Raw genomic sequence first — 13195 nt, 5'->3', positions numbered from 1 at the left:
ACCGTCTTGCGTGACGCGCATTCGGCTGGTTCACCGTGCCCGCAAGCCGTGTGACCGGAACTGGTCGCGAACGCGCTCGACCAGTGCGGCGTCCGGAACCGGATTGTCGCGGAGCGAGAAGGGGATGCCGAGCGAGTCGTACTTGTGGGTACCGAGTTTATGGAAAGGCAGGACGTCGACGCGGTCGACGTTGTCCAGTTCCGCGAGGAAGCGGCCCAGCCCATCGATGGCAGCCGGATCGTCGGTCCAGCCGGGGACCAGGACGTAGCGGATCCAGGTCCGGACGCCGAGGCTGTTCAGCCGGGCGGCGAAGCTGAGGGTGGGTGTGAGGTTGCCGCCGGTCAGGCGCCGGTAGACGCCGGCGTCGAAGGACTTGATGTCGAGCAGGACCAGGTCGGTATCGGCCAGGAGCGCGTCGTCGGCGCGAGTGCCGAGGGCGCCGGAGGTGTCCAGTGCGGTATGCAGGCCGAGCTCCTTGCAGCGTCGGAACACTTCGGCGGTGAAGGCGGACTGGAGCAGAGGCTCGCCTCCGGTCAGCGTCACGCCTCCACCGGCCAGGGTGGTGAACTGCCGGTACCGCTCAATGCGCCCCACCACTTCGTCCACGGTGACCGGCTGCCCGTCGCGCATGTGCCAGGTGTCGGGGTTGGCGCAGTACAGGCAGCGCAGCTGACAGCCACTGAGGAAGAGAACGAAACGGGTGCCGGGCCCGTCCACGCCGGTGGACAGGTCCCAGGAGTGGATGCGGCCCGTGGTCATCGCGCACCGTGGAAGGTGCGGTTGATGACGTCGAGTTGCTGTTCGCGCGTGAGGCGGACGAAGTTGACGGCGTAGCCGGAGACGCGGATGGTCAGGTCGGGGTAGTTGTCCGGGTGTTCCACGGCGTCCTCGAGGGTGGCTCGGTCGAGGACGTTGACGTTCATGTGGAAACCGCCTGCGGCGGTGTAGGCGTCGAGGATCCCGACGAGGTGTTCCGCACGTTCGGCCGGATAGTGCCCCAGGCCCTCCGGTGTGATGGTGGACGTCAGGGAGATGCCGTCGCGGGCCTGGTCATACGGGATCTTCGCGACCGACAGTGCCGATGCCGCCATCCCGTGTCGGTCACGTCCGTTCATCGGGTTTGCGCCCGGGGCGAACGGTGTACCCGCACGGCGGCCGTCGGGGGTGTTGCCGGTGTGCTTGCCGTAGACGACGTTGGAGGTGATGGTGAGCACCGACTGCGTGTGCTCGGCACCCCGGTAGGCCGGGTGGCGGCGCACCTTGGCCATGAAGGAGCGGACCAGGTCGACCGCGATGCGGTCGACGCGGTCGTCGTCGTTGCCGTAGGTCGGGTAGTCGCCTGCGACGTGGTAGTCGACGGCGAGCCCGGTGGCATCCCGAATGACTCTGACACGGGCGTGCTTGATGGCCGAGAGGCTGTCGGCCGCCACGGACAGCCCAGCGATGCCACAGGCCATCGTCCGATGCACCGGGTGGTCGTGCAGGGCCATCTCGATGCGCTCGTAGGCGTACTTGTCGTGCATGTAGTGGATCACGTTGAGCGCGTTGACGTAGGTCGCGGCGAGCCAGTCCAGCGTGCGGTCGTACGCGTCGGCCACATCGGCGTAGTCGAGCTGCTCGCCGGTCAGCGGGGCCGTCGCCGGGGCGACCTGCTCGCCGTTCATCTCGTCGCGGCCGCCGTTGATGGCGTACAGCAGCGCCTTGGCCAGGTTCACACGGGCACCGAAGAATTGCATCTGCTTGCCCACCGCCATCGCGGAGACGCAGCAGGCGATCGCGGTGTCGTCGCCGGTGCGGGGGCGAAGGAGGTCGTCGGACTCGTACTGGATGGAGCTGGTGTCGATGGATGTCTGGGCGCAGAACTGCTTGAAGCCCGCCGGCAGTCGGGGGGACCACAGCACGGTCAGGTTGGGCTCGGGGGCGGGGCCGAGGTTGTACAGGGTCTGGAGAAGGCGGAAGGACGTGCGGGTGACCAGGGAGCGGCCGTCCTCTCCGATGCCGCCGATGGACTCGGTGACCCAGGTGGGATCGCCGGAGAACAGCGCGTCGTACTCCGGTGTGCGCAGGAACCGCACGATCCGCAGCTTGATCACGAAGTCGTCGATGAGTTCCTGGGCGCGGCTCTCGTCGATCTTTCCTTCGTCGAGGTCACGCTGAAGGTAGACGTCCAGGAAGGTGGAGGTGCGGCCCAGTGACATCGCCGCGCCGTTCTGCTCCTTCACGGCGGCGAGGAAGCCGAAGTAGAGCCATTGGATGGTCTCGTGCGCGGTGGCTGCGGGACGGGCCACGTCGCAGCCGTAGGAGACGGCCATCCGTTCCAGCTCGCCCAGTGCCCTGATCTGCTCGGCCAGTTCCTCGCGGTCGCGGATCACGTCGGCCGTGGACGGTGTCTCGTCCAGCCGGGTCCGCTCGGCTCGCTTGGCCTCGATCAGCCGGGCGGTTCCGTACAGTGCGACGCGGCGGTAGTCGCCGATGATGCGGCCTCGCCCGTAGGCGTCTGGCAGGCCGGTGATGATGCCGGCCCTGCGGGCGCCCAGCATTTCGGGGGTGTAGGCGTCGAAGACACCGTCGTTGTGGGTCTTGCGGTACGTGCCGAAGACCTTGGTGACGAACGGATCCGGTTCGAAGCCGTACGCGCGCAGCGCGTTCTCCACCATCCGCAGCCCGCCGTTGGGCATGATCGCCCGCTTCAGCGGAGCATCGGTCTGCAATCCGACGATCAGTTCCAGGTCGCGGTCGATGTAGCCGGGCGCGTGGGAGGTGATGGTGGACGGCTTGGCGGTGTCCACGTCGAGCACACCCTTGCGGCGCTCCTCCGGGAAGAGCGCGGTGACGGTCTTCCACACGGTGCGGGTGCGCTCCGTGGGACCGGCGAGGAATGCGGCATCGCCCTCGTAGGGCGTGTAGTTGGCCTGGATGAAGGAACGGACATCGATGTGTCGCTGCCACTCCTCGCCGCTGAAACCACGCCACGACCGGGTGACGAGGGGGCTGGGGTCGGCAGAGTGCTGGACGGTCACGGTCATGTCGTCATCTCCTGGGCCGGGACGGAGGCGAGGTGGGCGATCGCCACTTCTCACTGCTGATGGTTCCCGTCGGCTGTGTCACCGGCCAGGGTCGAAGAGGCAAGGCGGAGCCCGCTGACCGGCCCCGGTGAGCGGGGCGGAGAGGGTCTGTGGTCCCGTCGAGGCGAGGGACCATGGGCCCTCCCGCAGAGCGTCACGAGCCCTACCCGGCAGCCGCGGCGGGTGCGGGTCCATGACGACGCGGCTCTCCGCGCCCCCGGGCAGGACGGTGCGGGGCTATGCGCTCGCGCCGGTGCCGTTCGCTTCCAGGGCTGCCCGGCCGGCCTCGAGGCGGGCGACCGGGACACGGAAGGGCGAGCAGGAGACGTAGTCCAGCCCGGCCCCGTGGAAGAAGTGGACCGAAGCGGGGTCCCCTCCATGCTCCCCGCACACGCCGATCTTCAGGTCCGGGCGGGCTGCCCTGCCCTCCTCGACCGCGATCCGCACCAGCCGGCCGACGCCTTCACGGTCGATCGTCTCGAACGGGGAGACGTGGAAGACGCCCTTGTCGAGGTACGCGGAGAAGAACGCGGCTTCGACGTCGTCGCGGGAGAAGCCCCAGGTGGTCTGTGTCAGGTCGTTCGTGCCGAAGGAGAAAAACGCCGCCTCCTTCGCGATCCGGCCGGCGGTGAGAGCCGCCCTGGGCAGTTCGATCATGGTTCCGACCGGGCAGGTGACGTCGACGCCGGTCTCTAGCGAAACCTCTGCCAGGACCCGGTCCACTTCCTCCCGTACGAGGTGGAGCTCCTCGACCGCGTCCACCAGCGGGACCATGATCTCCGCCCGAGGGTCGCCGCCCGCATGCCTGCGCGCCACGACGGCCTCGGCCAGGGCCCGTACCTGCATGGCCACCAGCCCCGGCACCACCAGCCCCAGGCGCACACCACGCAGGCCGAGCATCGGGTTCTCCTCGTGCATGCGCGTGACGGCCGCCAGGAGTTCGCTGTCGTGCGGATCGGCCGGTGTGCCGAGCGCTTCGCCGCGTGCGAGACGGACGGCGAGTTCCGTGCGGTCCGGCAGGAACTCGTGAAGTGGCGGGTCGAGCAACCGGACGGTGACCGGCAGGCCGTCCATCGCTTCGAGGATGCCGATGAAGTCCTGCCTCTGGAGCGGCAGCAGCGCCGCGAGTGCCGCCTCTCGTTCGGTGTCGCCGTGCGCGAGGATCATCGCCTCGACCAGGGGGCGCCGGTCGCCGAGGAACATGTGCTCGGTACGGCACAGGCCGATCCCCTGGGCACCGAAGCGACGGGCGCGGGCCGCGTCCTCGGGGGTGTCCGCGTTCGCCCGGACCTCCAAGCCCCGCACGGCGTCCGCCTGCCGCATGAGCCGGTGCACATCCCGCACCGGCTGCCGGGCCGTGCCGTCGGCCGGCAGCACGCCGCCCTCCTCGAAGTACCGCATGACGTCGGAGTCGACCAGGGATACGGAGCCGAGGCGCACCACGCCTTCCGACCCGTCGACGGAGACGACCGTGCCTTCGGCGACCGTCACGCCACCGGCGCTGAAGCGCCGCTGCCGGGTGTCCACGACGATGCCCTCCGCCCCGCACACGCACACCTTGCCCATGCCGCGCGCGACGACCGCGGCGTGGCTGGTCTTCCCGCCCCGGCTGGTGAGCACCGCCTGGGCGGCGACCATGCCCGGCAGGTCGTCGAGCGTCGTCTCCTGACGTACGAGAACGACCTTCTCGCCGGCGGCCGCCCTGCGGACCGCTTCCGCGGAGTCGAACACGACGGCGCCCACGGCCGCTCCCGGTGAGGCGGGCACGCCCCGCGCGATGACCTCGCTCGAGTCCGTGGTGGCGAAGCGGGGGAACATCAGCCGTGCGAGCGCCTCGCCGCCGACCCGGCCCAGCGCCTCCCGCTCGCTGATCAGTCCTTCGTCGGCGAGCTGGGAGGCGATGGCGAAGGCGGCCTGGGCCGTGCGCTTGCCGACGCGGGTCTGGAGCATCCACAGTGTGCCGCGCTCGATGGTGAACTCGATGTCGCACAGATCGCGGTAGTGGGCCTCCAGCCGGTCCATGTAGCCGCGCAGCCGCGCGAACGACGCAGGGTCGAGACCGGCCAAGTCCTGGAGGGGCACGGTGTTGCGGATGCCGGCGACGACGTCTTCCCCTTGGGCGTTGGGCAGGTAGTCGCCGTAGACGCCCGGTCGGCCGGTCGCCGGATCCCGGGTGAAGGCGACGCCGCTGCCTGAGTCCGGACCGAGATTGCCGAAGACCATGGTCTGGATGTTGACCGCGGTGCCCAGATCGTCCGGAATGTGCTCGCGCCGGCGGTACAGGCGTGCGCGGTCGCCGTTCCAAGAGGTGAAGACGGCGAGTACCGCCCGCCGGAGTTGCTCGGCCGGATCCTGCGGGAATTCCTCCCCGGTCCGCTCGTGGATCAGGTCCTTGAAGGTCTCGACGATCCGGATGAGGTCGCAGGTGTCCAACTGCGTATCGTCGCCCCGGCTGTGTTGCTGCTTGACGGCGGCGAGCGCCGCCTCGAAGTGGGAGCCGTCGACGCCCATGACCGTACTGCCGAACATCTGCACGAGGCGCCGGTAGGAGTCCCAGGCGAAGCGCTCACGCTCGGGGGTCTTGGCCAGGCCCAGGACCGAGAGATCGTTCAGCCCGATGTCGAGGATGGTCTCCATCATGCCCGGCATCGAGAACCTCGCCCCCGAGCGGACGGAGAGCAGGAGCGGGTCGTCCACCTGGCCGAGCCGCTTCCCGGCGGCTCGTTCCAGCGCCGCGAGATGCTCGCCGATCTGCCGGTCGAGGCCGTCCGGAGCCTGCCCCGTGGCGAGGAAGATCCGGCAGGCTTCGGTGGTGACGGTGAAGCCGGGCGGCACGGGCAGGCCCATGCGCGCCATCTCCGCGAGGTTCGCTCCCTTGCCTCCCAGGAGACCGGCCATGTCCCGGCCGCCCTCGGAGAAGTCGTACACATAGGTGGTCATGGCTGCTCGCCTGTCTCTTCGGTGGATGTCGGGTCCCGGGAAGCGGGGCGGCATGCCGCACGGTAGCGGCCGGTTCGGTCGGTCAGTCGTGCGGCACGACCGTGACGGGAGCCAGGGAGTGGTGGATGACGGCGTGGGTGACGGCCCCGATGTGCGTGCCGATCCGCGCACGCCGGTTCCGGCGACCCACCACGACCAGCCGGGCCCCTCGCGAGGCTTCCGCGAGGTCCTGCGCCGGCCGGCCCTGGCGGCATTCACGGACGACGGACACACCGGGGTACTTCTCCGTCCACGGGGCCAGCGCCTCGTCGAGCGCCCGGCGCGCGTCCTGCGCGACTTCCGCCCACATCAGTTGCAGGGCAGCACCCATGTCGGCTCCGTAGAGCGACGGAACAGCCCAGGTGTGCAGTACCCGCAGACCGCAGCCGTACCGGTCGGCCGCCGCGAAGCCGAAGGCGAGCACCTCGTCGCCGGGTGCGGACACGTCCAGGCCGACCACGACCTCTCCGGCCGGCCCGACCTTCCCGGCAGCCGGACGGTTGTGCGGTCGGACCAAGGCGAGGGGGCACCGGGTCCGGGCGAGCACAGCCAGCGACACGGACCCGGCGAGGAAGCCGGCCGGCCGGCCCAGGCCACGGGAGCCAAGCACCAACAGTTCCGCCTCGTCCGCGGCGGCACACAGCTCCTCCACCGGGTCACCGCAGACCCATTGCGTCTCGGTCCGCAGACCCGGGTGGCGTCGGCGCAGTCGCCTCACCGCCGTACCGAGCGCCCGCTCACCCCACCCCTTGGCGGTCGCCGGGTCCACCAGGCGCGTGCGCCGGCCGTCGTCCTTGCTCCAGACCTGGAGAAGCCGCAGCGGCACAGCGCGGCACACTGCCTCCCTGGCAGCCCAGTCCACGGCGGCGAGGCTCTCACGGGATCCGTCGAAGCCGACGGTGACGGTGCGGGACATGAACGGCTCCTCGGGAGAACGGGGAAGGGCCTTGCATCTCCACAGTGCCCTGCCCACGACTCACCCGCCGAGGGGCCACAGGTCCCTGCTGCGGGTCCTGTAGGCCCCACACGACCGCACACCGCCGGGCGGTCGGTCGCCCATGCAGTTCTGGCACCACGCCCGCTGCCCCGTAGCTGTCGTGCCGCACGCCTGACGGCCCCGCCCCGCTTCGGGGCCGGCCCCGGCCGGCCTCTCCGGCAGACATGCGGAAGCGGCCCGGCCCGACGTCCGAGAAGGACGCCGGGCCGGGCCGCTCAGCCGTTCTGCGGGCGCGTGAACCTGCGCTCAGATCCCGGCACAGCCGTCACACCTTGCCGAGCCGCCCGCTCTGGTCTCCCTGGGCGGCCAGAGCCTGCGTGGCGATGACGGCGGCCTGCACTCGCCGTTCGACGCCCAGTTTGGCGAGCAGCCGGGAGATGTTGTTCTTGACCGTCTTCTCCGCCAGGTAGAGCCGCTGACCGATCTCACGATTGGTCAGCCCTTCCCCGACCAGGGCGAGAATCTCACGCTCGCGCTCCGTCAGGCCGGGCAGACCCTGCGGAAGCTCCTCCTGCGGAGGTCCGCCGCGCAGCCGGGCCATCACCCGCGCCGTGGCGCCGGGGTCCAGCATGGACTGGCCGGAGGCAACCGTCCGCACGGCGTTCACCAGGTCGGTTCCGGTGATCTGCTTGAGCACGTATCCGGACGCGCCGGCCATGATCGCGTCGAGCAGCGCTTCCTCGTCGTCGAATGACGTCAGCATCAGGCAGGCGAGGTCGGGCATTCGGGAGCGCAGCTCCCGGCAGACACTCACCCCGTCCCCGTCCGGCAGGCGCACATCCAGGACGGCGACCTGCGGGCGCAGCGCGGGCACACGGACGAGCGCCTGCTCGACCGTGCCCGCCTCCCCTACCACGGTCAGGTCCGGCTCGGCGTCCAGCAGATCGTGCACACCGCGGCGCACGACCTCGTGATCGTCGAGGAGGAAGACCCTGACCGGTTCCTTCCCGGTGAGGCCGCCGCTGATGTCCGTCATCGCACACTCCGAGTTCGCCGAATCTTCCGCCCGCCGGCGGATCCACTGCATCGTGCCGTGCGAGCGGGGCCTTCGGCCAGGGCCGGATGGCCCTCATACGCGGCCGTGCCCCAGATGGTTGCCCTGGACCTGGGTCCCACACGGTCTCGGCGGCCCGCCCGCAGAGCGGCCGCCGCCCTACGCGCGGTCAGAAGGAGGGAAGGGGGGCCGCGGCCCGGCATAGTAGCCCGTGCGCATGATGTCCTCCATGTCGTCCAGCATCGGCATGCGCGGGTTGGCAGGGGCGCACTGGTCCTCATAAGCGTTCAGTGCCTGCTGCGGCAGCGCGCCGATGAAGGCGGCCTCGTCAAGTCCCAGGGCACGGAAGGACGGTTCGATGCCCACGGCGTCCCGCAGGCGTTCCACCGCGGCGGCGTACGAGGCCACGCTCTCGGCGGGGGTGGAAGCGGGGAGCCCCAGGGCACGGGCAATGTCCTGGAACCTCTCGGGCGCGCGGTAGCTCTCGTACTTGGGCCATCCCGTCAGCTTGCCGGGAACGGTGCCGTTGTAGCGGATCACGTGCGGCAGGAGGATTGCGTTGGTCCGCCCGTGGGCGACGTGGAAGGTGGCGCCCAGGGTGTGGGACATCGCGTGGACGATGCCGAGGAAGGCGTTGCCGAAGGCCATGCCGGCGATGGTGCCCGCGTTGTGCATCTTCTCCCGTGCCACGCTCCGCCGTGCCGACTCGCCGGTGACCGCCGCCTCGAGGTGGTCGAAGATCAGCCTGATGGCGTGCAGCGCCAGACCGTCGGTGAAGTCGTTGGCATAGACAGAGACGTACGCCTCGGTGGCATGGGTGAGGGCGTCGAAGCCGCTGTCGGCGGCGAGCGACGCCGGCAGGTCGTTGGTCAGGACGGGATCGATGATCGCGACGCTGGGAGTCAGGGCGTAGTCGGCCAGCGGGTACTTCTTGCCTGTAGCCGGGTCGGAGATCACGGCGAAGGGGGTGACCTCGGCGCCGGTTCCCGAGGTGGTGGGGACGCAGACGAGACGGGCCTGCTTGCCGAGCACTGGGAAGCGGAAGGCCCGCTTACGGATGTCGGAGAACTTCTGCCGCATGTCGGCGAAGTCGACGTCCGGCTGTTCGTACAGCAGCCACATCACCTTCGCCGCGTCCATGGGGGATCCGCCGCCCAGGGCGATGATGGTGTCCGGCCGGAAGTCGCGCATGAGGGCGGCGCCACGCTGTACGGAGTCGATGCTCGGCTCCGGCTCGACGTCGTCGATGACCTGGATGGTCACGGGCTGCTGCCGCTGTTGCAGGACACGGCTGACGCGCTCCACGTAACCGAGCCGGGTCATGGTCGCGTCGGTGACCACGGTGACGCGGTGGACGTCGGGCATCGCCGCGAGGTACCGGATGGCCTGGGGCTCGAAGTAGATCTTCGGCGGCACCTTGAACCACTGCATGTTGTTCTGCCGGGTGGTGACGCGCTTGATGTTGAGCAACTGGGCGGCCGAGACGTTGTCCGAGACCGAAGTACTGCCCCAGGAACCGCAACCCAGGGTCAGGGACGGAACCAGACGGTTGTAGATGCCGCCGATCGCTCCTTGCGAGGAAGGCGAGTTGACGATGATCCGTACGGTCTTCATACGGCGGCCGTAGCGCTCGGCGAGGGCCGGGTCACCGGTGTGGATTACCGCGCTGTGTCCCTGCCCGTGGAAGTCGACCATGTCGGCGGCGAGATCGAAGCCCTCCTCGGTGGACGCGGCCCGCAGCACGGTGAGAACCGGGCAGAGCTTCTCCCGCGTCAGCGGCTCGTCGGGCCCGACGTGGCTCGCCTCGGCCAGGATGAGCGAGGTGTCTGCGGGTACGGTGAACCCGGCCTGCTCGGCGATCCGGTCGGGGCTCTGTCCGACGGCTGCCGGGTTGACGCGGCCCTGTCGGCCGGCCGGGTCGGGCGGAAAGAGGTAGGTCTCCAGCTTCCGCTTCTCCTCGGCCGTGGCGACGTACGCGTGCAGGCGCCGGAATTCGGCGAGCGCCTCGTCGTACACGTCGGTGTCCAGGATGACCGCCTGCTCGGACGCGCAGATCATGCCGTTGTCGAAGGACTTGGACAGGACGAGGTCGTTGACCGCCCGGCGCAGGTCCGCGCTGTGGTGCACGTAGGCGGGCACGTTGCCGGCGCCGACGCCGACGGCGGGCTTGCCGGCCGAGTAGGCGGCCTTGACCATGGCGTTGCCGCCCGTCGCCAGGATCAGTGCGACGCCCGGGTGGCGCATGAGGAGGCTCGTGGCCTCGATGGAGGGAGCCTCGATCCACTGCACGCAGTGCTCGGGCGCTCCGGCGGCGACTGCGGCGTCCCGCACGATGCGTGCGGCTTCGGTGCTGCATGCCTGCGCGGAGGGGTGGAAGGCGAATACGACGGGGTTGCGTGTCTTCAGCGCCAGCAACGCCTTGAAGATGGTGGTGGACGTCGGGTTGGTGACGGGCGTGACCGCGCAGAGCACACCGACGGGTTCGGCGATCTCGATGATGCCCTCGATGTCGTCGCGGCCGATGACGCCGACCGTCCTCGCCCGGGACATGCTGTGGGTGACGTGCTCGCAGGCGAACATGTTCTTCGCCGCCTTGTCCTCGAAGACACCCCGCCCGGTCTCCTCCACCGCCGAGCGGGCCAGGGCGGTGTGCTGATCCAGGGCGGCCACCGACGCCTTGGCGACGATGTGGTCAACCTGCTCCTGCGTGAAGGACTCGAAGTCGGCGAGCGCCTTGGAGGCGTTGTCGACCAGGAGGTTCACGGCGATGAGCGTGTCCGACGGGGTGCCGTCGGTGGTGGTGCGGGGATCGCTGGTCGCCTGTGTCATGGAAAGCTCCCTGGGTGTGGGTGGCGCTGTGGCCACACGTGGCCGGCCACCGGGGTGGCCACACGTTCCGTCCTGTCACCTACAGCCTTGCCCGGGACGCGTCCTCGGCTGAGGTCCCGAAGGTCCCTCGACGGGGCCCGATGGTCTCCGGCCGCTGTGGCAGCGCAGAGGCTTGCGCCACCACCGGGCCTTCCGTGCCTCTACGGCGTCCGCTGCCCGGGCTGCTGCTGGCTCACCGGGCGTCGAGCAGCGTGGCGACGTACTGGGTCAGGTCGACGAGACGGTTGGTGTAGCCCCACTCGTTGTCGTACCAGCCGAAGACCTTGACCAGGTCGCCGTTGGCCTGCGTCAGCGGGGCGTCCACGATGCACGAGGCGGGGTCGCCGACGATGTCGCGCGAGACGATAGGGGCATCACTCACTCTCAGGACGCCCTTCAGCGGTCCCTCGGCAGCCTCCCGGAAAGCGTCGTTGACGTCCTGTGCGGACACCTGCCGTGCCAGTACCAGGCTGAGGTCGGTCAGCGAGCCGTCCTCGACCGGCACGCGCACGGCGATGCCGTCCAGGGTGCCCGCGAGTTCCGGGAGCACCAGGCCGACGGCGCGGGCGGCGCCGGTGCTGGTCGGGATGATGTTCACTGCGGCCGTGCGGCCGCGGCGCAGGTCCTTGTGCGGGCCGTCGAGCACGACCTGGTCGTTGGTGTAGCCGTGGATGGTGGTCATCAGTCCCTTGACGATGCCGAAGCGCTCGCTGAGGACCTTCATCATGGGGGCCACGCAGTTGGTGGTGCAGGACGCGTTGGAGATCACGTGGTCGACGCGCGGGTCGTACGCGGACTCGTTGACGCCCATGACGATGGTGGCGTCGACGCCCCTGCCGGGGACGGACAGCAGCACCTTGCGTGCTCCTGCCGTCAGGTGCCGGCCCGCTTCCTCCTTGGTGCGGAAGCGGCCGGTGGCCTCGATGACGACGTCCACGCCGAGCGCGTCCCACCCGAGGTCGGCGGGGTCGCGCCGGGACGTGACCGCGATGCGGTGACCGTCCACCGTAATGGATTCGGCGTCGTGATCAACGGTGCGGTGGAGTCGGCCGTAGGTGGAGTCGTAGGTGAGCAGATGGGCCAGCGCAGCCGGGGAGGTGAGGTCGTTGACGGCCACCACCTCGATGGGGGTGCCGTTGCTCGTCTCCGCGCGTTCCATGACGCAGCGCAGGTAGTTCCGGCCGATGCGTCCGAAGCCGTTGATTCCGATGCGTACGGTCATCTCCGCCGCCCCTTCCCTTGGGTGCCGATGCGAGTGGTGCCAGCCTGGGGGGCATGTCGCGCCGCGGGCAGGGGTCGAACGGGGTGCACGCCAGGGCCGTTGGGCCCTCTCCCCGGCGGGCCCCGCCCGGCCCGGCCTGTCACGGGCCGAACGGCCCGGCGTGCGGGTCCTGACCGGTTCTGTCCCCCGGCCGCCCTCCGCCCCACTCTGGAAGCAACGGCAAGCATGAGGAGCAGACGAACCCGGGGCTTCCCGGCCCCCCGGCGCGCTGAGCACAGCGGTCGGCGGGCAGGCAGAGGCCGGGGCGCCATCGGCGGTATCCGGAAACCTGCGAGACGAGTGGAGATGAGCACCGTGGTCGAAGAACGGACGGTGGGCCAAGTCATGACCAGCGAGGTGGTCCAGGCCCGCCCGGACACCTCCTTCGAAGAACTGGCTCGCATGCTCATCGCCCATCGGATCGGCGGGCTGCCGGTGGTGGATGACGACGACAAGGTCATGGGCGTCATCTCACGGAAAGACCTCGCCAGGCAACAGGGCTGTCTCGGCCGGCACGACTCCGGGCGGCATCGGATGGCACACACACCACGGCGACCGGCCGACGCCCACTCCGTCGCGGGACTCGCCATGGCGGCAGGCGAGCTGATGACCAGCCCGGCTGTAACCGTGCATCCCGAACAGCGCGTCGCCGACGCCGCGCGCATCATGGAACGTCGCCACGTCGACCGGTTGCCGGTGGTGGACGAGGAGGACCGTCTGATCGGCATCACCACGCGACGTGATCTGCTGCGCGTCTTCCTGAGGACGGACGAGGAGATCCTCGCGGACGTCGCCGATGCCGTCTCCGGCCGGGCGCCGGCAGCCCATCGCATCGACGGGCTCCGCATCGACGTTCGCGACGGGATGGTCACCATGGTGGGATCATCCGAACCTGCCCTCGATACAACGGCGTTGATCAGGGTCGCGTGGCGCGTGGACGGTGTGGTGGGTGTGGTGAACCGGCTGACAACCGGCCGCGAAAGCGATCACTGACAACAGGGCGGGACACCACGGGCTCTTCCGTCGGTTGA

General features: G+C 69.8%; 8 protein-coding genes. 1 reads left to right on the top strand and 7 read right to left on the bottom strand.

Annotation, left to right across the window (positions count from 1 at the left end):
• Positions 1-30: 30 nt before the first annotated feature.
• The 7 genes from pflA to gap all read right to left on the bottom strand — a co-directional run bounded on the left by pflA (position 31) and on the right by gap (position 12125).
• Positions 31-759: a pyruvate formate-lyase-activating protein gene (pflA, locus tag OG444_RS34545; protein ID WP_327265807.1), complete on the bottom strand. Its 729-nt coding sequence runs from the start codon at positions 757-759 to the stop codon at positions 31-33.
• The gene (pflB, locus tag OG444_RS34540) at positions 756-3026 is read right to left on the bottom strand and encodes a formate C-acetyltransferase (RefSeq protein ID WP_327265806.1); all 2271 of its coding nucleotides are present in this window, start codon (positions 3024-3026) and stop codon (positions 756-758) included. Before pflB ends, pflA begins: the two co-directional genes overlap by 4 nt.
• 276 nt (positions 3027-3302) lie before the next feature.
• Positions 3303-6005 (bottom strand): pyruvate, phosphate dikinase, encoded by a 2703-nt coding sequence (ppdK, locus tag OG444_RS34535; RefSeq protein ID WP_327265805.1) that lies wholly within the window; start codon positions 6003-6005, stop codon positions 3303-3305.
• Between the two features lie 82 nt (positions 6006-6087).
• Positions 6088-6960, bottom strand: coding sequence for a universal stress protein (locus OG444_RS34530; RefSeq protein WP_327265804.1), 873 nt, complete (start codon positions 6958-6960; stop codon positions 6088-6090).
• A gap of 346 nt (positions 6961-7306) precedes the next feature.
• Positions 7307-8017: a response regulator transcription factor gene (locus tag OG444_RS34525; RefSeq protein ID WP_314250758.1), complete on the bottom strand. Its 711-nt coding sequence runs from the start codon at positions 8015-8017 to the stop codon at positions 7307-7309.
• A 177-nt stretch (positions 8018-8194) separates the two neighbouring features.
• Entirely contained in the window at positions 8195-10864 is a 2670-nt protein-coding gene (adhE, locus tag OG444_RS34520) for a bifunctional acetaldehyde-CoA/alcohol dehydrogenase (protein WP_327265803.1), read from the bottom strand.
• Between the two features lie 232 nt (positions 10865-11096).
• Positions 11097-12125, bottom strand: coding sequence for a type I glyceraldehyde-3-phosphate dehydrogenase (gene gap, locus OG444_RS34515; protein ID WP_327265802.1), 1029 nt, complete (start codon positions 12123-12125; stop codon positions 11097-11099).
• 345 nt (positions 12126-12470) lie between these two features.
• On the opposite strand from gap, the gene OG444_RS34510 reads away from it, so the two are divergent.
• Positions 12471-13157 (top strand): CBS domain-containing protein, encoded by a 687-nt coding sequence (locus OG444_RS34510; protein WP_327265801.1) that lies wholly within the window; start codon positions 12471-12473, stop codon positions 13155-13157.
• Positions 13158-13195 lie beyond the last annotated feature (38 nt).

Origin of the sequence: Streptomyces sp. NBC_01232, from assembly GCF_035989885.1 — a bacterium.
Classification (GTDB): Bacteria; Actinomycetota; Actinomycetes; order Streptomycetales; family Streptomycetaceae; genus Streptomyces.
This window is presented reverse-complemented; position numbering and strand designations above follow the sequence as displayed.